This window comes from Heliobacterium mobile (assembly GCF_009720735.1).
Taxonomy (GTDB): Bacteria; Bacillota; Desulfitobacteriia; order Heliobacteriales; family Heliobacteriaceae; genus Heliobacterium; species Heliobacterium mobile.
Genome location: NZ_WNKU01000002.1, coordinates 118,024 through 138,686 on the forward strand (window position 1 = coordinate 118,024; position 20,663 = coordinate 138,686).

The 20,663-nt window shown below is 47.3% G+C and carries 17 protein-coding genes; 3 read left to right on the top strand and 14 right to left on the bottom strand.

Annotation, left to right across the window (positions count from 1 at the left end; all coding sequences use genetic code 11):
- Window position 1 precedes the first annotated feature (1 nt).
- The 9 genes from GJ688_RS03080 to GJ688_RS03120 form a co-directional block, all read right to left on the bottom strand.
- A complete protein-coding gene (locus tag GJ688_RS03080; protein WP_155475067.1) occupies window positions 2-997 on the bottom strand; it encodes a YheC/YheD family endospore coat-associated protein in 996 nt (331 codons plus the stop codon).
- Window positions 998-1,205: 208 nt separating this feature from the next.
- Window positions 1,206-2,612, bottom strand: coding sequence for an FAD-binding oxidoreductase (locus tag GJ688_RS03085; RefSeq protein WP_155475068.1), 1,407 nt, complete (start codon window positions 2,610-2,612; stop codon window positions 1,206-1,208).
- 19 nt (window positions 2,613-2,631) lie between these two features.
- Window positions 2,632-3,675, bottom strand: coding sequence for an electron transfer flavoprotein subunit alpha/FixB family protein (locus GJ688_RS03090; RefSeq protein WP_155475069.1), 1,044 nt, complete (start codon window positions 3,673-3,675; stop codon window positions 2,632-2,634).
- Between the two features lie 17 nt (window positions 3,676-3,692).
- Complete coding sequence (locus GJ688_RS03095) at window positions 3,693-4,481, bottom strand: electron transfer flavoprotein subunit beta/FixA family protein (protein WP_155475070.1); 789 nt, start codon at window positions 4,479-4,481, stop codon at window positions 3,693-3,695.
- A 285-nt stretch (window positions 4,482-4,766) separates the two neighbouring features.
- A complete protein-coding gene (locus tag GJ688_RS03100) occupies window positions 4,767-6,509 on the bottom strand; it encodes an ATP-binding protein (RefSeq protein WP_170291607.1) in 1,743 nt (580 codons plus the stop codon).
- 4 nt (window positions 6,510-6,513) lie between these two features.
- On the bottom strand, window positions 6,514-7,512 hold the full coding sequence (locus GJ688_RS03105; protein WP_155475072.1) for an ATP-binding SpoIIE family protein phosphatase: 999 nt from the start codon (window positions 7,510-7,512) through the stop codon (window positions 6,514-6,516).
- 42 nt (window positions 7,513-7,554) lie between these two features.
- Window positions 7,555-7,935, bottom strand: coding sequence for an anti-sigma regulatory factor (locus tag GJ688_RS03110; protein ID WP_207708740.1), 381 nt, complete (start codon window positions 7,933-7,935; stop codon window positions 7,555-7,557).
- A gap of 4 nt (window positions 7,936-7,939) precedes the next feature.
- A complete protein-coding gene (locus tag GJ688_RS03115) occupies window positions 7,940-8,335 on the bottom strand; it encodes an STAS domain-containing protein (protein WP_170291608.1) in 396 nt (131 codons plus the stop codon).
- Window positions 8,336-8,346: 11 nt separating this feature from the next.
- Window positions 8,347-9,204 (bottom strand): STAS domain-containing protein, encoded by an 858-nt coding sequence (locus tag GJ688_RS03120; protein WP_155475274.1) that lies wholly within the window; start codon window positions 9,202-9,204, stop codon window positions 8,347-8,349.
- 217 nt (window positions 9,205-9,421) lie between these two features.
- Here GJ688_RS03120 and ybaK point away from each other — a divergent pair, with 217 nt between their 5' ends.
- Window positions 9,422-9,901: a Cys-tRNA(Pro) deacylase gene (gene ybaK, locus GJ688_RS03125; protein ID WP_155475074.1), complete on the top strand. Its 480-nt coding sequence runs from the start codon at window positions 9,422-9,424 to the stop codon at window positions 9,899-9,901.
- 55 nt (window positions 9,902-9,956) lie between these two features.
- On the opposite strand, the gene GJ688_RS03130 is transcribed toward ybaK, so the two are convergent.
- Window positions 9,957-13,739, bottom strand: a complete 3,783-nt coding sequence (locus GJ688_RS03130) for a phosphoribosylformylglycinamidine synthase (RefSeq protein WP_155475075.1) — start codon at window positions 13,737-13,739, stop codon at window positions 9,957-9,959.
- Between the two features lie 236 nt (window positions 13,740-13,975).
- On the opposite strand from GJ688_RS03130, the gene GJ688_RS03135 reads away from it, so the two are divergent.
- The gene (locus GJ688_RS03135) at window positions 13,976-14,929 is read left to right on the top strand and encodes a delta-lactam-biosynthetic de-N-acetylase (protein ID WP_155475076.1); all 954 of its coding nucleotides are present in this window, start codon (window positions 13,976-13,978) and stop codon (window positions 14,927-14,929) included.
- 54 nt (window positions 14,930-14,983) lie between these two features.
- Here GJ688_RS03135 and GJ688_RS03140 read toward each other — a convergent pair whose 3' ends face one another.
- Together GJ688_RS03140 and GJ688_RS03145 are read right to left on the bottom strand one after the other, a co-directional pair.
- Complete coding sequence (locus GJ688_RS03140) at window positions 14,984-16,330, bottom strand: APC family permease (RefSeq protein WP_235910735.1); 1,347 nt, start codon at window positions 16,328-16,330, stop codon at window positions 14,984-14,986.
- A 407-nt stretch (window positions 16,331-16,737) separates the two neighbouring features.
- Window positions 16,738-17,721: a peptidylprolyl isomerase gene (locus GJ688_RS03145; protein ID WP_170291609.1), complete on the bottom strand. Its 984-nt coding sequence runs from the start codon at window positions 17,719-17,721 to the stop codon at window positions 16,738-16,740.
- Window positions 17,722-17,822: 101 nt separating this feature from the next.
- Between GJ688_RS03145 and GJ688_RS03150 the strand changes: the two genes are divergently transcribed.
- On the top strand, window positions 17,823-18,938 hold the full coding sequence (locus GJ688_RS03150) for a hypothetical protein (protein WP_155475079.1): 1,116 nt from the start codon (window positions 17,823-17,825) through the stop codon (window positions 18,936-18,938).
- A gap of 50 nt (window positions 18,939-18,988) precedes the next feature.
- Here GJ688_RS03150 and GJ688_RS03155 read toward each other — a convergent pair whose 3' ends face one another.
- Together GJ688_RS03155 and GJ688_RS03160 are read right to left on the bottom strand one after the other, a co-directional pair.
- On the bottom strand, window positions 18,989-19,528 hold the full coding sequence (locus GJ688_RS03155) for a tetratricopeptide repeat protein (protein WP_155475080.1): 540 nt from the start codon (window positions 19,526-19,528) through the stop codon (window positions 18,989-18,991).
- A 90-nt stretch (window positions 19,529-19,618) separates the two neighbouring features.
- On the bottom strand, window positions 19,619-20,647 hold the full coding sequence (locus tag GJ688_RS03160; RefSeq protein ID WP_155475081.1) for an aldo/keto reductase: 1,029 nt from the start codon (window positions 20,645-20,647) through the stop codon (window positions 19,619-19,621).
- Between the last annotated feature and the right edge of the window lie 16 nt (window positions 20,648-20,663).

The following is a 20,663-nucleotide window of genomic DNA, read 5'->3' on the forward strand; positions in this document are numbered from 1 at the left end:
CTCACCTAGCTTTTCGCTTTGCAGCTAAAAATAGGGCGTACTCTATCGGTCTTCGGACAGATGTTCGGCGAACGGCATGTTCGCCTATCCGTTGAAACACGATTCGTCCTGGACGGGAGTTGGCTTCTAAAAACCACAGTCGACTGTCCCGATCGATCAAAAAGTCTAAGCCCAGTTCCCCGAGTCTCGGATAAAGCTTGGTTAGAGCTTTGGCGATTTGCAGGCTCACATCGTAAACTTCTTCTAAAGATGTTTTTACTTCACTTTCTTCAAAGGCCTTATCTAAGGGAATCGCCTGCGCCCCTGTACATATATTGCAGGTGATACCGTTGTTGGCCACACGAGCGCTGCCACCAGTTACTTGCCAGGTTCCTTCCGAATCCCTTTGAACGAGGATCCGCAGATCAAAGATACGATCATCCAACTGAGCCGGTTGTAAACCTTGTTGTGCGATATATCTCTGTCCACGGGTCACCTGTTTCAGCCAGCCTCTGAGTTTCAGCGTATCCATCCAGCGACCTTGCTTATTTCCAACTTCCGTGACAAAAGTTAACCTGCTTTTTCCCTGAGTTAATCGAATGATTCCTCGTCCTTTGGAACCGGCGTCTGGTTTAAGATAAACCTGTTTCCACTTATTCAATTTGACTAAGAATTCTCGCTCGTTGCGAAAAAGGATCGTTTCGGGAAGATATGATACCAGCCCTTTCTCCCGGGCAAGTTTTCGGTACATGTCATACTTCTTTCCGATGATTGGGTTGAATAGAGGAATACCTCTGCGGACAAAGGCTCGACGGCACTGGGCGACTCCCGAATAGTTGGATATCGTAAAGAAACGATCGTAGACAACAGTCGGTAAAGGGAGTCTATGTCGTACCCATTGGCAGTCTTTTTGCATGACATAACCGTTCACCTTGCTGAGACGCCAATTAACGTCAAGCGGAGTAAATACCGTAAGGGTAATATCCAGTTCCATGGACAATAGCGCTAACTGATCCAAAAAAAACCTATTTTTATTTCTCCGGTTGGGGGTAGCGACTGGATGAACGAGTACTCCAAGAATGATGGCGGAACACCCCCCGTAAGTCTATTGCACTATATGTAGAAGGATCTGACTCGGTGAAAATAAAAATGCCGCAACCATTTCGAGTTGCGGCAGGAACAAAATTATATATTATTCAGCAAGGGTAGATGGGATTAAGTCAGGACTAAATCAGGACTTTACCGGGGTTCATGATGCCGTTAGGGTCCAGTGCCTTCTTGATGGTCACCAGCACCTTGCGTTGGGCATCGGTCAAGTGTTTATCCATGGCTTTGGCCCGTTTGGCACCAATGCCGTGTTCGCCGGAGAGGTTGCCGCCAAGGGTGTAGACTTCTTCGTAGAGTTCTTCCAGGACGGCATCTTTCAATTCATGCCATTCATGGTCGTCTCGGTTCTCCCGAAGAATGGTACAGTGAATGTTGCCGTCTCCTGCATGGCCGGCGCTAGGGATTTTACATTCATATTTTGCAGAAATCCGTTCGATCGCTTCAATCGCTTTGGGAATGTTAGATACGGGAACGACGATATCTTCCATACAGTATACAGGGCTGATCATGCGGATAGCTTCGGCATAGCATTTCCGGGCTTTCCAGATCCGTTCCTGGGTGGACATGTTATCGGCGACGAAAACTTCAAGAGCGCCGTTTTCCATGGCCAGTTTACCAATGGTTTCATAATCATCTTGAACTTGCGTCTCCGAGGTACCGTCCACTTCACAGATGATATAAGCGCCGGCGTCGCCATAGGGAAGTTTCTTATTCAGATACATTTCGGCCGACTTGATCGATAGGCTGTCCATAAATTCTAAGCAAGTGGGGATGATCCCGGCAGTCATGATCTTCGGTACTACTTTGATGGCTGTTTGCATATCGGCAAAGGGAATGAGCAGATCGGCCACGTATTTCGGCAGTGGCATGAGTTTCAGCCACACTTTAGTCACGATGCCGAGGGTTCCTTCGGAACCGACCATGAGGTGGACGATGTCATAGCCGGTAACATCTTTCACGTTTTTTCCACCGAAGGTGACAATTTCACCGTCAGGCATGACGATTTCTAGACCGTAAATATGACGGGAAGTGACACCGTACTTGACAGCTTTGTTGCCGCCTGCATTGGTGGCTACGTTGCCAGCGATGAAAGAACTGTCGGCCGAGCAGGGATCACCAGCGTAGAGCAGTCCCTGTTCTTTTGCTGTTTTTTGAACTTCACCGGTAGTAACCCCCGGTTCGCAGACCATGAACAGGTTTTCCGTATCTACATCGAGAATCTTGTTCATCTTCTCCAAGGACAGAACCATACCTCCTTGAAGAGGAACGGCGCCTGCGGCGAGACCGGATCCAGCGCCTCGGGGAGTAATGGGAATCAGTTCTCGGTTGGCCAGTTTGACGATTTCCGATACCTGCTGAGCGTTTTCCGGTTTGACCACAACTTCAGGCATCTTTTCCCAAAGACGATCAGAGACCTCGTCCTTGGCGTACATTTCCATCTTTTCTTCTTCCACAATAACGTTGGCTTGACCTAAGATGGCGATCAATTCGGCGACGACTTTATCGGTCACTTTATTAAAATGCATCACTCAACACCCCCTGCGATTAGGCATTGGCCTTCAGTTTTTTGAAGGCTTCAATCAACATGGGAACGACTTCAAAGACGTCTCCCACGATACCGTAGTCAGCCACTCTAAAGATTAGGGCTTCCGGATCTTTATCAACAGCGACGATGACTTCCGAAGTCTGCATGCCGGCCAAGTGTTGGATTTTGCCGGAGATACCAAAGGCAAAGTATAGTTTCGGAGAAACAGTCTTGCCGGAAAGACCGATTTGGTGCGGGTATGTGGTCCAACCCAGTTCGACAGCGTCACGAGTGGCACCAACACCAGCGCCCAAAATGCGAGCCAGTTCTTCTACCATCTTGAAGCCGTCAGCGTTTTTCATGCCTTTTCCGCCGGCTACGATGATGTCCGCTTCCTCAATGCTGACTTCCTGAGTGGTGTCTTTGATGTACTCGAGGAACTTCTCAGGGGTGAAGAAGGTGGCGCCTTCGAATTCCTTAACGATAACTTCACCAGTCCGGGAAGGATCGATAGGAGCTGGTTTAGCAGATTTGGGACGGACAGTGGCCATCTGCGGCCGGTGGTTCGGAGTTTTAATCGTCGCCATGATATTACCGCCGATAGCAGGACGGGTTTGAAGGAGGATTTTCGTTTCCGGGTCGATGGTCAGTTCGGTACAGTCAGCAGTAAGGCCTGTTTCCAGTTTAGACGTTACCAGAGGCATCACCGTCCGTCCGGTGGTGGTGGCTGCGGCAACGATAACGTCCGGCTTAAGTTCCTGGCAAAGTCTCACAATGGCATTGCTATAGGGACGAGGCAGAAAATTCTTTAGACTTGCGTCTTTAATAAAATAAACTTTGTCTGCCCCGCGTTTGATGACCTCTTCCAAGTTATCAATTTGATCTCCCAGCAGGACACAAGACAGTTCGCAGCCCAGGTCGTTAGCCAAGGCACGACCTCGAGTCAACAGTTCGTAAGTGACTGTAAGAATTTTGCCATCCCGTTGTTCACCTAGGACGAGGACGCCTTTATATTGAGAAAGATTATTTTCATGTTGAACACTTGCGTTTACGTACGTCGACATGCTTATCCTCCCCCTACCTAAATGACATCCTTACCAGCGAGGAACTGCATCAGTTCATCGACAGGTTCAGTGGTGCCATTCGCTTTTTTCATAATCGTGTCCCGGGAAAGTTTAGGACTGAATACCTTCACAACGCGGGTGGGGGAGCCTTTGAGTCCAAGTTCTGCAGGTTCGAGTCCAAGTTCTCCCGGACCATAGACAGGAATGGTCTTTTGTTTCGCTTGCAGTTTACCTTTCAGTGTGGGGAAACCGGGCTCATTGATGTCTTTGTTGACCGTAGCCATTACCGGGTAAGGGACTTCAATTCGTTCGAAGCCACCCTCCACAGTCCGTTTTAATACAGCGCTCGTTTCTTTTACTTCGATGGCTGAAACATACGTCTCTACGGGAATATCCAGGTAATGAGCAATCATCGCCCCTGTTTGTCCAGTTTCACCGTCTGTCGCCCGTTCACCGCAAACAATGAGATCGACCGAATCAAGTTTTTTGATGGCAGCAGCGATCGCTTTGGCAGTAGCGATCGTATCCGATCCGGCGAAAGCCCGTCCCGAAATCAGCACGCCTTCGTCGGCACCCATAGCGATCGCTTCTTTTAACGCTTTGATCGCTGAATCAGGACCCATACTGATTGCGGTAACTTTCACATTTTCATGTGAATTTTTAATCCGGATGGCTTCGGCTAGAGCGTTTTCATCGAGCGGATTGATAATGGTATCCTTACCGCTACGGATCATTACGCCTGTCTCTGGATCCATTTTGACGTTGTCTGTGCCAGGAACTTGTTTAACGAGCACAACAATGTTCAACCCTTGCACCCCCTGCAATATTCCCCAATTTGGGTGGGTTGCAGTAAAACCCATTCCACAAAAGGTCTAGTGGTATAGTGGTCAGACCAAGAATATCGTAAACCTATCCACTTCAAAAAGCATTACCATACTACCCTTGTGAAAGAGGTGCTTACCGCAGTTCGCGACAACTTTTGGCGCTTGACACTATTATAAGCGAAATATTGTATACATTAAATATTTTCTATAAGAAAAATATTCTGAACAGTTGAAAAAACTGCAGCCCTTTGGAACGCAGAGCTGCAATTACGTATTCATCAGATTTTTATAATCTTTACCCAACCATCGTTGGAGCATTTCACTGATTTGTGTCATGGTCGCTGGCTTGTCAATGCAGTCATCGATCCCCATAGAAATACATTTTTCCCGGTCGCCTTGGGACTCTGACGTAATCATCGCCACAATCGGCCTGTGGTCTCCGTTGATATCTTCAAGTCTTCGAATAGATTTGACTGATTTAGCTCCTTCGGTCTCCGACATCTGATAATCCAGAAGGATCATGCTATAACGTTGTTTTTTTAGTGCCTGAATAGCCTCTTCTACATCGTTGACAGTATGTACAGAGAGACCAAACTTTTTCAATTGAAGTGCTGTCAATCTCTGGTTGACCGGATTGTTTTCTATAAGCAGTACCGGTAAGTCTACACGAATTGAGTGAACGAGGGTAGAAATATCCCCTACCTTTTCCGTTGCTTTCTCCAAGGGGACCGTAAACCAGAAGCTAGAACCTACCCCTGTTTTGCTTTGAAATCCAATATGACCACCTAATAATTGTACCAAGCGTTTGGCGATGGAGAGTCCTAAGCCCGTTCCGCCATATTTTCGGGTTGTGGAGCTGTCGGCCTGTGTAAAGGGGAAAAATAGTTGCCTCTGAATATCGTCGGGTATACCTATTCCCGTATCGGTCACTTCAAAACGGACTTGTAACGATCTTAGGTCTTCTTTTTCAATTGCCGCTTTAACCAAGACATGACCAGTCTCTGTAAATTTAATCGCGTTTCCGACCAGGTTAAACAGAACTTGGCGCAACCGAACCGAATCTCCTATAACCATACAGGTTGCACCAATGCGTATATCACCTTTTAAGAGCAAACCTTTTTCGCGGGATTTTCCTGCAAAAAAGTGTAACGTTTCCTCGATAAATTCATAAAGGTTAAAGTTCGTCTTTTCAAGTTCCAGCTTTCCGGCCTCGATCTTCGAAAAGTCGAGAATATCATTGATGATGCTCAACAGTGAACCGGCCGAACTGAGAACAACTGAAGCAAAATCAAGCTGTTCAGCATTCAATGGGGACTGAAGCAACATTTCTGTCATTCCGATGATGCCGTTCATAGGGGTGCGAATCTCGTGACTCATCGTAGCCAGAAACTCACTTTTTGCCCGATTGGCCGCATCGGCAGCCTCTTTGGCAAACTTCAATTCTACGTTCAGACGCTGAACCTCACTCAACTGTCTTTTAAGCTCAGATTCCTGTTGTTGGAGCAGCTCCAGAGCTTGCGTAAGTTCCCGGTTTTGTTGCTTAATTTCGTCAAGAGCCGACTGTGGCTTTTCTTTTTCTAATACTTGTACCCATCGAGAGACATTCTGTTCAGTTACGGGCGAAAATTGAGCCGGTATGGCTTTGCAAAGAAGAACCACCATACCTCTTCCCGGCTCGTTACGAATAGCGAATTCGTCTACCAGGTTTTCGTAATGAACCCCCTGCCATTGATGTTCATTTCGGCTTGTTGGGTGTGAAAAGAAATCTTTCTGACCCCGGACGAGGACCTGAAGATATTGTTTGGACTCTTTTTCGACAACAGCAAACTCCACCGACCCACCACCAGTTATTAGAACGTTCCGAACGATATCGGAAACAGCACTGATGAGGCGAGTTCGATCATGGTCTGTCAATCCAGCCATAGAAGCGATATCACGAGCTCGTTGGCGAATCATCAAGATGTCTTGTTCGAACTTAACGAGTAAGTTCGAAATCAAATAAACGTTCATATTATCACCTTTGCTGAACGACGACAACGGTTGCGTCATCAGTTTCACGAGCATGATCGCGGTAAAGTAGCGCTGCCAAAAGGGTTGGATGATGGGTGATGATGCCCGGGTATTGGTTAATATCCCAACGGGAAGATATACCGTCGGAATGTAAGATCAAGTATCCCTTGCAGGGCCAAGCATAATCGATTTCTTGAAAACGGTTGCCGTTCATGCCTACAATCCCATTGTAGGATAAGCATCCAATGACATCTTCCGATGAGATGATCCGCCCGCTGATATTGCCTACGGCAGCATAAGCGATTTTTTGTCGGATTAAATCTATCGAGGTAATCGCCACAGCCGCTCCCCGGGTATGCCGTAAGGCCGTATTCATCTTTTGAATGTACTCCCTCGGAGACGCTTCCACAGAATGAAAGAGTCGAAGCGCTTCTTGGGAAGCTATGGCCGCTTCTGTACCATGGCCAAGTCCGTCGGAAAGTATGATCTTTAGTCCCTCTTTCTGGTGCAGGAAAGACCACCCGTCACCACAGGCGTATTCACCCGGCTTCGCCCGCATGATTGAGCCTACCTGGAAATAGCTCTTTTCTTCGTTCCAAGGTCGTTCAAATAACTGTGCGAGGACAATCGTACCCTTCTGAAGCATCGTATACAGATCGAAGACCTGAGAGAGTCGTCGAACAGCGCCTAAGCCGTTCCCTCCCGTGCCTGCTGTAGATACGCCGTCAAGGATCATATAGCTTGGATTTTCAATTCCCGGACCACGATCGACGCTGATGATCTCCAACCCAGATGATTTATAATGGCCGAGTTGCCTTATTAGTATTTCACCGCCATTATTGGCGTGTTTTACTAAATTTGAAGCGAGTTCTGTTGCTACGATTGCAGCTCTCCCTGCCAATTCTTCGAAGGAACCCATGGAAAAAGCCATCTCATTTACAGCACGACGTACCTCTCCGATTTGACTTGGCTCGTAAACAGAAAAGATTCGGTGTTGAATCATTGGCCTAACATCCTTTTTCTCTTTAAAGCTCGATTACCCGCTTTAAACCCACCGGACAAGGGAAACCCGCGTACCGACTCCTATTTTCGAATCGATTTCAAATTCATTCACTAGACGTTTTGCACCAGGTAAACCGTGACCCAATCCGTTTCCGGTAGTAAAGCCATCCTGCATAGCCATTTCCAAATCAGCGATGCCAGGGCCTTGATCTTCAAAAGTCACCCGCAAACCCCTATGTTCTCGAACGTAGATGAGTTCAATGACCACGATACCACCGCCGCCGTATTCCACCATGTTACGAGCTAGCTCACTAGTAGCTGTGATTAACTTAGTTTGATCAACTAGATTAAAGCCGAGCAAACGAGCATATTCTCGTACTTTTTGTCTTGCTAAGATGATTTCTTGAGGATTTTTTACGACCAAGGTATCACTCTTCACGGTCGATTCCATGGTCTTGGTCCGGTGAAATCATTAATGTTGCCCGCAACAAGTCCATTCCTTTTTCAACATTTAGCGCCGTCATGACTCCCTGCAACGAGATTCCTAACTCTACCATTGTAATCGCCACGGCAGGCTGCATCCCGACGACAACCGTATAAGCGTTCATTAAACTGGTTATTGAAGCAATTCCGCCTAACATGCGGCCGATATAGGAGTCGACCATGTCCAAACTAGAGATATCGATCAAGACGCCGCGAGCACCAGTAGCGCTGACCAGCTCTGTCAAGTCCTCTTGCAAGGCCATGACCAAACGATCGTGCATGTCCACTTGAATCGTCACCAGGAGAAAAGGACCCATTTTTATGATGGGAATTCGCTCCACATCTCTTCCCCCTATGCCTTCCCAATTTGAACAATCGTTAATTTGCGCATATCTAAAGCTAATTTTAAGGCACCTGCCAAGGTGGCTCTCGTCTTAACCATCGACAGATCGACACCTAACTGTACGATCGTTTGCGCAATTTCAGGCCGGATGCCGCTGATGATACATTCGGCCCCCATCAACCGGGCAGCACTGACCGTTTTGATGATATGTTGGGCCACCAGAGTATCGACGGTAGGTACACCGGAGATATCAAGAATCGCCACATCAGAGTTGGTGGACAGGATCCCCCGCAACAAATTCTCCATGACCACTTGCGTGCGTCCGCTGTCGAGTGTACCGATGAGGGGTAAGGCAAGGATGCCGTCCCAAAGACGGATTACCGGTGTGGACAATTCTAACATTTCTTGCTGCTGACGATAGATGACCTCTTCTCGGGCTTTTGAATACGTCTCAAAGGTATAGAGCCCTAATTTATCTAATATTTTTGATATGGTTAACGTTTCTTGGATGAGTATATCCGGTTGTAAGCCGTATTCTTTTTGCAGCAACCGAAATAGCGCTTCTTTTAGCGTAAAAACATAGCTAGCCGTTTCGGAAGGAGAATAGCCTTGCCGGGAACGATTCGTTGAGATCTCTGCTAAGATTTTACGTACGGAAGTCCATTCAACTCTGTTAATATCTTCTAAATCAGCTCCATCGGCCGCTTGAACAAAGGCTTCGATAAAATCCTTCGATTGTCGGTACAGGTTTTCGTTTCCGATCATGTCCTTGCGTAAAGATAGATTCGTCAAATGCAATTCAATCCAGTGTTGCAGCAATTCGTCCATTTTCTCCGACATCAGACGAATCGTATTCGCTTTTGCCATTTCCAAATCTAACGCCTCCATTCTATCTATCACGTTTTTCCCGAGATACAAACGATTAGTGTTCACATTCTACAAAGACTATCTGTTTCCTCTAAAGAAAAAGGATTTATGTTTTAGGAAGTATCAGAATAATACACTCCTCTTTGCTCTAGTATCGAAATCGTGCTACCTTATATCCTATATAGAAATTATCTGTCTATGAAAGGGTAGGATCACCATGACTCGAAAAACAAACGTAGCTCGGCTGCTTGATCAACTAAAGATTCCATACGAGTTAAAAGAGTATACCGTAGACGAATCTGATTTGTCGGCAGGCACGGTAGCCGAAAAAATTGGTTATCCGATTCGTCGGGTCTACAAAACGCTCGTCGCCAAAGGGGATAAAACTGGCGTTATCTTAGCTTGTATCCCTGGAGACCGGGAATTGGATTTAAAATCGCTGGCCACCTTAAGTGGCAATAAAAAAGTGGAGATGGCAGCACTAAAAGAAGTACAGCCCCTCACTGGTTATATCCGAGGCGGAGTTTCTCCACTAGGTACGAAAAAAAAGTACCCCCTGTACGTGGAAGGTGAGATCGAACAACTGGACAAAGTATCGATCAGTGCTGGAATACGGGGCTGCCAAATCATCCTCTCCCCTGCCGATTTGATTCGAGCCGCTGAGGCACAGTTAGGTCTGATCTCTAAAGACGAATAAAAGAACCGTCCCATAGGGCTTTTTCAGCCAATTGGGACGGTTCTTTTCTGTTTTATTACGCTCTGAAATAGTTGACACCAGATTCGAAAATGGGTTGATCCTTTTCGCCCGGTACGTTGAGAGCTAGGTGATTGGTCATGCGTTCCGAATGGCCCATTTTACCGAGAATACGTCCGTCGGGGCTTGTGATGCCCTCGATGGCCTCAAAAGAGCCATTGGGATTGAATCGGATATCGTTAACAGGTTTACCCTTAAGGTCAACGTACTGCGTAGCCACCTGACCGTTGCGGAACAAGCGGTCAAGGACTTCTGGAGGAGCCACAAATCTTCCTTCGCCGTGGGAAAGGGCAACCGTGTGAATGTCGCCAGCTTGCATCGAGGCAAACCAGGGAGAAAGGGTGGACACGACTTTTGTCCGGGTCATACAGGAAATGTGACGTCCGATTTGGTTGTAAGTCAAAGTTGGGCAGTCTTCGGCGATGTCGACAATCTCACCGTAAGGTACCAGACCGAGTTTGATCAGTGCCTGGAATCCATTACAGATGCCGAGCATCAGACCGTCACGTTGTTTGAGTAGCTCCATGACCGCTTCTTTCACTCGAGGGTTTCGGAACATTGTGGCGATGAATTTCCCCGAACCGTCCGGCTCGTCGCCAGCGCTAAAGCCACCGGGAATCATTACGATTTGGGCGGACTCAATCGCCTTGACCATGGATTGAATCGATTCTTCCACGTCACCAGGTGTCAAGTTCCGAATGACTAACGTATCCGTCAAGGCGCCCGCTTTCTCGAAAGACCGAGCCGTGTCGTATTCGCAGTTTGTTCCCGGGAAGACAGGGATAAATACTCGCGGTTTTGCGATTTTCACGGCCGGGCGGCGAGAGTTCCGTTCCCCATAGATGATCTGTTTCACTTCTTGGGGAGCAGTTTTTACCGACGTTCGGAAGATTTTTTCGAGAGGTCGTTCCCAGGTTTGGCAAGCTTCTTCGAGGCCGATTGCGCAGCCCTTATATTCAATCGCTTCTCTTTCCCAGGTATGGCCTAGTTGAACAAAAGGCACCGAGCCGAAGGCTTCAGATAGGTTTGTACCGGCTTCCATCTCAAGAATGATAGAACCGTAGTCAGTTCGGAAAAGATCCGTCGTCTTAATGGCATCGTCGAAAGCCATACCAATGCGGTTGCCAAAAGCCATCTTGCTGACTGCTGCAGCAATTCCTCCGAATCCAACTGTGTGGGAGGCCCGCACTTTTCCCGTGCCGATGAGTTCAGAAATTTTATCATAGTTTTTCATTAGAGCGTTAAAGTTGGGAATTTCCTGTTCATCCCGTACTGCTGGAATAATCACAACCGGATTGCCGGCTTGTTTAAATTCCTGAGAAACAGTCTGGTTCGCCTTCAAGATACCGACAGCGAAAGCGACCAGGGTCGGTGGTACATGCAGGTCTAAGAAGGTACCGGACATGCTGTCCTTGCCGCCAATAGCCGGGATTCCTAATTGTTTCTGGGCATAGAAGGCTCCCAGGAGGGCGCTAAAGGGCTTGCCCCAGCGAGTCGCATCTTTACCAAGCTTTTCGAAGTACTCCTGCAGGGTCAAGCGAACACGGCGATAGTCGCCGCCTAAAGCGACCACTTTTGAGACCGCTTCCACAACAGCGTATAAGGCTCCGTGAAAAGGGCTCCATTTGGCCAACTGCGGGTTATAACCATAGGACATCACTGTAGCCGTTGTCGTTTCTCCCTGCACCAGCGGGATCTTTGCCACCATGCCTAAGGATGGTGTGGCTTGATGTTTTCCTCCTAAAGGCATGAGCACAGTTCCGCTGCCGATGGTGCTGTCAAAGCGTTCGACTAAACCTTTTTGACTGCAAACGTTCAAGTCTTCCAGGTTCACAAGCCAGGCTTTGCGTAGGTCTGGCAGTACTTTTTGTACCGCCTCTGGCAGGCTGCAAAAATAGTTTGCTTCCCCTTCTGGTGCTTTGACATGGACATTCGTATGCTGTTTGACACCGTTCGTGTCTAGAAAATCACGACTCAGATCGACGATCGGCTGATTCCGCCAGAACATTTTCATGCGGCGATCCCCAGTGACCTTGGCCACAAGAGTTACTTCCAGGTTTTCTTCATGGGCCAATTGGGAGAAGCGTTCTGCATCTTCTGCCGATACGACCACAGCCATACGCTCCTGTGATTCGGAGATGGCCAACTCAGTGCCGTCAAGTCCTTCATATTTTTTAGGGACTGCATCCAGATTGATTTCTAATCCCTCTGTTAGTTCACCAATGGCAACAGAGACACCACCGGCGCCAAAATCATTGCATCGTTTGATCATCCGGCTTACTTCAGCATTTCGGAAAAGACGCTGAATCTTACGTTCTGTAGGAGGATTACCTTTTTGCACCTCGGCGCCGCAAGTTAAGAGGGAATCAGCCGTGTGTTCTTTCGAAGATCCCGTGGCACCTCCGCAACCATCCCTTCCTGTTCTCCCCCCGACGAGGAGAACTACATCACCTGGCTCGGGATGTTTCCGTACCACATTGTCTTTCGGCGCTGCCGCAATGACGGCGCCGATCTCCATCCGTTTGGCCACGAAACCTTCGTCATAGACTTCGGCTACTTGGCCTGTCGCTAATCCAATCTGGTTACCATAGGAACTGTAACCGGCGGCGGCGCCGATCGTGATTTTCCGCTGAGGCAATTTGCCAGGCAGCGTTTTTTCCACGGGCGTCCGTGGATCGCCGCTACCGGTGACACGCATCGCTTGATAGACATAGGACCGTCCCGAGAGGGGATCGCGGATCGCCCCACCAAGGCAGGTAGCAGCTCCTCCAAAAGGTTCTATCTCTGTCGGGTGATTGTGGGTCTCGTTTTTAAACATGACGAGCCATTCTTCATTATTGCCGTCGACATCCACATCAACAACGATGCTGCAAGCGTTCACCTCGTCCGATTCATCAAGATCGTTCAGAAGCCCCCGCTTTTTCAGCTCCTTCATGCCCATGACTGCGATATCCATGAGGCAGATATCGCGTTCTTTATCTCCATAAACATATTGGCGAGAACGAAGATATTCTTGATAGGCACCTTCTATCGGTTGGCTGTAGTGAGCTCTTTCGATCGTCACCTCTTCCACTTTCGTCAGGAATGTGGTGTGACGACAGTGGTCGGACCAATAGGTGTCGATGACCCGAATTTCGGTGATGGTGGGGTTGCGATTTTCCTTATCCCGGAAATAGGCCTGGCAAAACTGTAAGTCTTCAAAGCTCATAGCCAAGCCGAGATCGCTCATGAACACCTTTAATTCGTCTACGGAAGCATCAACGAACCCTAACAAGGTTTTTACATCGTCGGGAACTTCCGACGTCATCGCCAAAGTGACCGGCTTTTCCATAGCCGCTTCCCGCGATTCGACCGGGTTGATGCAGTAGGCTTTGATTCGTGCAAAGTCATCGTCTCCTAAAAGACCTTGGAGAAGGATAACCTTCGACGATAAGATGGTCGGCCGTTCTTTCTGGGTCAAAATCTGGACGCACTGCGCAGCAGAATCAGCCCGTTGGTCGTACTGACCGGGCAGGTACTCCATAGCAAACAAGCGGATTCCTGGCTCAAGAGGAAGTTCTTCGTCATAAACAAGATCAGCATTAGGTTCAGAGAAAATGGTTGTACGAGCCTGTTGGTACTCTTCGTCTGTTATTCCGGAAATATCGTAGCGGTTTAGGATACGGACATTCTCTAACCCTCGTATACCGAGATTATCCCTTAAATCACTGCACAAATGCTGTGCTTCCACATCAAAACCTTTGCGCTTTTCCACATAAATTCGACGGACCCGGCTGTTCATATATCTTGTACCCCCTGTGTCAGTTATGGGTTGATTCGTGCTTCTTTGTCTAATTAGCGATTAACATTATAACATGTGATTCATAACCTGCGTGATCAAACATGACAATTTGTAACTGGAAAGCTCTCTTTCATGGGATGGAAAATGGATATTTTGTTCGAACATATCGAATATCAGGAGGACTTGTCGATTGAGATGGAGAATTTTGATTCATCAAAGGACAAGGAGATTCATCGATGAAAGACAAAGTTCTCCTCACCCTGGCTGTTGTAGGGCTAGTGGGCACTTTTGCAGCCGGAATGTTTTCGATGGAACAAACTAGGGCTGGTGAGAAAGTTCCTTCACCAACAGTTCAAGAAGAGAAGCAGCTGTCACCGGCCCCAACAGCAGCGACAGCCTCTACAGAAAAACTAAACGATGAAAAGCCCGCGGAAAACGCAGCTTCTGAAGAAGCTGCAAAAAAGCCTGTAAACACTTTAAAAGCGACTGTTGTACCTTCGGCAGCAAAGGATTGGTGGATCCCTCGCCACGATACAGGTGTAGCTCCCCAATGGCCCCGTTCCATGACCGAAGCGATTGAACCTTTTGAACCGATCTATCGGATACAGACGCAGGAAAAAGTCCTCTACCTCACCTTTGACGAAGGGTATGAAAATGGATATACTCCCAAAATACTAGCTACGTTGTCGAAAGAAAAGGTCCCTGCCATTTTCTTCGTCACAGGCCAGTTTGTCAAGTCAAATCCGGAACTCGTCAAAGAAATAAACCGGTTAGGATTCGGCATCGGCAATCATACCCAAAACCATCCTGACATGACTTCACTCAGCCCGGCAAAGCAGAAAGAGGAATTGGACAAGCTTAGCGCTTCGGTTCGGCAATTGACTAACCGCACACTGAAATACTATCGACCGCCCATGGGCCGTTACGATTCTATCTCAGCTGCAACAGCTAGCGATCTGGGCATGCGAACTGTTTTCTGGAGCATTGCCTACAAAGACTGGGAAGCGGACAATCAGGTAGGAACAGAGGCTGCCCTGCCGAAGGTGCTCAGCCAGATTCACCCCGGCGCGATCATTCTGCTCCACGCGGTATCAAAAGATAACGCAGAGATGCTGTCCCAGTTTATTCAGCAGTGCCGGGACCAAGGGTACATATTTAAATCTCTCCCGGGAGAGCCGTTACCAAAGTAACTTACATAACGACAAAGCCTTCACCCTACTGCTGTGGGGTGAAGGCTTTGTGATTTAATCAGCGCTTAGATTTTTGTCGGCCGCCATGAGTGGGTTGCGATTCAAATACCAGTACATCGGCAGTCCTACGACAGTGATAGCAAGAGCCATCAACGTATCCAAAGGATTATTCATAATCGTGCTCACGATGATAAATCCGGAGCCCAAAATGGCCACAAGTGGGATCAAGGGATAAGCGGGGACACTATAGCTACGCGATAGGGATCTATTTCTTTTGCGAAGGATAAAGACAGCTGCGAAGGCTTGAATATAAAAGAGATAAATGGCGAATATGGCGATATCGGAGAGTCGATCGGGGTCGCCGACAAAGATCATGATTACGGCGAGAATGACTTGAGACAAAGTGGCAAAGATCGGCGTACCGAATCCTGCATGAACTTTGGACAACAGACCGGAAAGAGGTAACTGTCCCCGTTCTGCCATCGCCAGAGGTACTCGGGGGAAGGTCAAAATTTTGCCGTTCAAACAGCCAAAAATAGACACCATAATGCCAACACTGATGATCTTTCCTCCGATGCCGCCGAAGAGATTAGTAGCAACGGTACCTGCGGCATTTTCACCGAGTTTAGCGATATCCGCAGCAGGAAGCACATGCATCATGGCAAGGTTCACCGATAGATAGGCCACAGTAACGACTGACAATCCGATGATGATCGCCCTTGGGAGAATTTTAGCCGGGTTTTTCATCTCACCAGCCACAAAACCGACTAGAGCCCAACCATCATAAGCCCACAGGGTTGCCAAGATAGCTGCACCCATTCCAGAGCGCTCTGTTACCCCGCTCGCCATACCCAGGATCTGGCCGTTTCCTTTCCAGATGCCAAAAACCGCAATTGCCGCAATGGGTATTAGTTTTCCTGCTGTAGAGACTGATTGAACAAAACCGCCGTACTTCGTCCCCAAACTGTTTACCAGAGCCAAAAAGGCGATCGTGCTCAAACCAATCCAGATCTTCCAGGTGGCAGGCAAATCGAAAAAATATGCAACCAGAGAGCCAAAAAAGAGCCCCAGGGCGGCGATAACAGCCGGTCCATAAATCAGTGTCTGAACCCACCCGCAAAGGTATCCCCAAACTTTGCCATAGACTTCTTCCAGGTATACGTAGAGACCACCCGTTTTAGGAATCTGAACACTCAATTCCACGATGGTCAACCCGCTGGCCAGGGTGATGATTCCCCCGATAATCCACGCCCATAGAGCCATCGAAGAATCACCAGCTGCGGTAATGACCTTACCCGGTTTCATAAAGATCCCTGAGCCGATAACGGAACCAATGACGATCGACATCGCTACGATCAGGCCGATGTCTTTTTTTAGCAAAGCTTCTGTGTTTTGCTGCAACGTATAATCCTCCCATAGTTTCCGTCTAAAAAAGTCCCTTTTGTTTGTACCTCGCGGACACTTGTACATTATACAAGGAATTAATCCGCTCGTCAGCAATATTTTTTTGTTTTTCACACTATACAGAAGAATAACTTTAGAAATTAAATATATCGTTAGAAATTAACGAACATTCACAACAGTTCGATATTGGCTCCACATTACGCCGAAATAATGCTCGAAATTGTCTGGCGTTGATTCATAAAATAGAAGGCGACTTTTAAAATAAAAGAAGAGCTGCCACAGTTCTTTATGACAGCTCCCACCATTTGTTTATGATCCCTCTTTTGAGTTCAACCATCGTTATAGAAGGAGACCTCAAAAGGTCATGATCTTTGAAAGAAATCAATAGGTTTTATAATAAAGAGTTACTTCTCTTCGATACTGATAGATTCGATCAAGACTTCTTCCATAGGTTTGCTGCGTTCTCCGCCGGAACCCCAACCGACAGGTGTATCGGAGATTTTCAGGACTACATCCATTCCTTCGATCACTTTGCCAAAGACGGTGTAGTTGGGATGTTGATTCAGGAACTTTGAATCATCGCCATTACAGATGAAGAATTGACTGCCGTTAGTGTTAGGGCCTGCGTTCGCCATGGCCACAACTCCAGGACCGTAAGGAAGGGCCGGAGGTAGTTCATCGGCGAAACGGTATCCCGGTCCGCCAGTGCCGTTGCCGTCAGGGTCACCCGTTTGGATCATGAAGTTTTTGATGATTCGGTGGAAACGAACGCCTTCATAAAAGTTATCCTTTGCGAGAAAGACGAAATTGTTGACGGTGATCGGGGCTTTATCGGCTAACAGTTCGATTTTAATCTGGCCTTTTGTAGTATTAACCGTAGCCATGTATTTCTTGTTGGAATCGATCGTCATTTCCGGCGGTTTGGAATACTTGTTGTTTTTCATCTTTGTACCGTTCCCTTCTTTTGAAAAAAACTTAACAGTTAAGGTGTTACCATTCCACGTTGGGGTTATGTCGAAGAATGTACCGATAACACCCAACGGCACCATTACACGCCCATCTGAATTAACTGCTTTCGTAGGCATGTTAACCTGAATACCGTCAACATATACCCACTGCTGACCGATGGGAATCTCGATGATCTTATCTTTATGTTTAATCATGACTTCTTGCTTCAGGTCATCCCAGGTAACAGGGTCACCAAATTGGTCTGAAATAAAACGAACCGGAACCATAAGTCGATCATCTTCATTTATGTAGGGCTTTACATCAGGAAAATCAATCGACTTTCCGTCAAGGTAGACCTTTATATCGCTGGCGCTTGCACTTGTCGCGAATATTCCCGCAAAGATTAAACCGAGAAAAAGGCTCTTTAGATATCTTTTCAAGCAAATCACCTCCAGTCTTTTCGACAATATATATCATATTACTTTAAGCGGAAAAAGCAAATCCTTTTGATAAACCAATCTAGGAGCGAGGAGGTATGGATATGTCCCTTCTTCAACCCTTTTCTATCGTTTTCAGACGATATGATGTCCATGTAATTTTTTTTCTTAAAAATCATAGCCACTACGACGCTATCGAAGCAATGATTCAACATCGGGAAAATCAGATTCCCTTGATAAGGATCATTGTCACCCATAACGACCAAAGTCAAGCCGATATCATCAACGATGCCGCTATCGTTGAAGCGTTGCAGCGGACGACGATAAACCGGCCTGTCCTTTATTCCCCGATTCGTTATGAACGATCGACCCACTTAGGGAAACCGGAAGTTCATATCGAGTTTCGGTCCCTGCGAGACGAAGAGATCGTCCTCCATTTCACCGCTGCCCTTAAAACTTCCCAAAGGTATGCCGGACTGATCGATCCCTTACGGCATGCAGAAAAGGATTCCCTCCCTGTCATGTACCGCGAACGGAGCACCCTCGCCGGTCCGAAAAGTTATGTCATGATCAACAACAAACGCTGCCGGATACCTCGAAAAGTTTGGGTACCCCTTTTCTTCACTGGACTCAAAGCCTTTTATTCGGAGGTCTTTAGCATCGGAGTCCTACGGTGTGACACTCGTCATTTGATGCTGCTCCGTTCTCCAGCAAAATTGCTCGCCGGTGAACAATGGATTTACCGCTGTAATGGGAAGGAAATCTGTTATAGATCGCTGGAAGTGACTACACAAGAATTACGAATAGCATCTGCAAATGAACGCATCACAATATCGAACTGTGCAAAAGGATTCAAGCTCACCCGCATTTGTGTAGAATCAAATAGTGGAGACAAAGGAACTGGTCAGTTTCTCATCACCTTCTCCCCCCCCTTACCGATAAGTCAGGCTTTCGAAACGTTGAAATCAAATCCACCATATGTGAACTTTTCCATTTCCATCGATCATCATCGTGACCTAGTGAATGGAAAAGTTTTTTCAACCTTCATAGAGGATACGCAAAAACTCTTACTCGTCCCTCAACAGCCCCAATGGGCCTTTAAACGCCCTCTATTACTATTGATACAAAAAGAAGGGAATCAATTCACTATATCTACTGAACTGATTCCCCAGATTGCACTGCAAGAAGAATTGTCTAAAATCAAAAGTCCGGAACAATGACCTATCAGCGATCATCCTGCGAGTGCTTGTCCTGCCTTTTTACCGAAAAACTACTTGCGTTTTTTCTTATTCTTCGGTGGCGCCGTATAAATGCCCAGTTTTTTCTGAGCCTCTTCATCTCCTTGTTCAGCCGCTTTGCCATACCACAAACGTGATTCTTCTTTGTTCTCATCAACCCCTTGCCCTTCTTCGTACATAAAGGCGAGGTTGAATTGAGCATCAACATGTCCTTGCTCAGCCGCTTTATGGAACCAAAGAACAGCCAGGGAGTCGTCTTTATCTAAACCTTGCCCTAATACGTACATCATGGCGAGTTCAAACTGTCCGTCGGGATCACCCTGTTCGGCCGCCTTACGATACCAATGGACCGCCTCCGTATCGTTCCTTTCCACGCCTCTGCCTTCTGTATACATGTCAGCCAAGTTGAGTTGAGCCTCAATCAGCCCCTGTTCGGCCGCCTTTTTATACCAAAGGGCGGCTTCTGCCTCATCTTTCGTCACACCTTGACCGTTTTCCAACTTCTCAGCTAAACGGAATTGTCCCTCTACATCACCTTGTTCAGCCAGTGCTCGTAATGTCTCGATCGTCAACGTTATCTCCACCTTTCTATTTGCAATGAAACAGACTTTTGGGCATTGTGCATATCACAATGCCCATCTTTTAAAACTGCCAAAATCGATTTATTTATTGCTTACCAGCTTGTGTTCTTCCCACATATCATAATGTTTTTTCAACATGTCCGGAATGGGCAGGTCATAAGGACAGCGTTTGATACAAGCACCGCAGTCTACACACTTTGTCACCGATTCCATGGGGCTTCGTAAAAACTCTACCGCTACCGATGGCGACATGCGCATAGCCAGTACCTTATATCCCATGGCCGGCGTGATCATAACGCCGCTCGGGCAAGGTTGGCAGTATTCACAACGACGGCAAAACTGCTGCCCCAGTTCCTGTTTATATTGCTCCATTCCAACCAGATCTTCCTCAGTGATGTGGTTCGGCTGTTCATAAATGGACAGGATTTCGTCAACAGACTTAACCGAATCAAATCCTGGTATGGCGAGGATATCTGGAAACTGTCGTAGAAACTTAAAAGCCAGCCGAGCATTATCGATCATCCCGCCTGCAAAAGGCTTCATCGCCAAAATGCCCAGGCCCAGCTCCCCTGCAGCCGGGAATAGGTCCTCTTTCGCTGCATCTTCGATGAAATTAAAAGGGAACTGAACCGTTGCGAACAATCCTGTTTTCACCAGCTTAACGGCCATGGTCCGACTGTGAGAGGTTACGCCTAGGAGGCGTATCTTTCCTTGCTCCTTTGCTTTCTGTAAAACTTCCAGGGCGCCGCCAGGCGCTGTCAAGGCATCCCAATCTCGTTCCTGAGAGACCTGGTGTAGTTGATAGAGATCAATATAATCGGTACGCAGCATTTTCAGGCTGTTTTCGAGATGTTCTACAGCACCCTTAGCATCCCGCCGCCCAGTTTTTGTGGCGATAATCACCTTATCCCGTATACCCGCAAAAGCGAATCCGATTTTTTCTTCACTGTCTCTGTAGGCGTTGGCCGTATCGTAAAAGTTGATCCCCTTATCATAAGCGCGGTGAAGAACCTTCGTCGCTTCGTCTACACCCAAACGAATGATGGGAATTCCACCAAAACCGACTTCGGAAACTTTTAACCCTGTTCTTCCCCATTCTAGATATCTCATCAAACCTTCTCCTTTG

Excerpts from the sequence above, each read along its gene's own strand:
- ybaK (WP_155475074.1), top strand. The coding sequence starts at position 9,422 with ATGACTCGAAAAACAAACGTAGCTCGGCTGCTTGATCAACTAAAGATT.
- GJ688_RS03130 (WP_155475075.1), bottom strand. The coding sequence starts at position 13,739 with ATGAACAGCCGGGTCCGTCGAATTTATGTGGAAAAGCGCAAAGGTTTT.
- GJ688_RS03105 (WP_155475072.1), bottom strand. The coding sequence starts at position 7,512 with ATGATTCAACACCGAATCTTTTCTGTTTACGAGCCAAGTCAAATCGGA.
- GJ688_RS03100 (WP_170291607.1), bottom strand. The coding sequence starts at position 6,509 with ATGAACGTTTATTTGATTTCGAACTTACTCGTTAAGTTCGAACAAGAC.
- GJ688_RS03160 (WP_155475081.1), bottom strand. The coding sequence starts at position 20,647 with ATGAGATATCTAGAATGGGGAAGAACAGGGTTAAAAGTTTCCGAAGTC.
- GJ688_RS03090 (WP_155475069.1), bottom strand. The coding sequence starts at position 3,675 with ATGTCGACGTACGTAAACGCAAGTGTTCAACATGAAAATAATCTTTCT.
- GJ688_RS03135 (WP_155475076.1), top strand. The coding sequence starts at position 13,976 with ATGAAAGACAAAGTTCTCCTCACCCTGGCTGTTGTAGGGCTAGTGGGC.
- GJ688_RS03150 (WP_155475079.1), top strand. The coding sequence starts at position 17,823 with ATGTCCCTTCTTCAACCCTTTTCTATCGTTTTCAGACGATATGATGTC.
- GJ688_RS03085 (WP_155475068.1), bottom strand. The coding sequence starts at position 2,612 with ATGCATTTTAATAAAGTGACCGATAAAGTCGTCGCCGAATTGATCGCC.
- GJ688_RS03120 (WP_155475274.1), bottom strand. The coding sequence starts at position 9,204 with ATGGCAAAAGCGAATACGATTCGTCTGATGTCGGAGAAAATGGACGAA.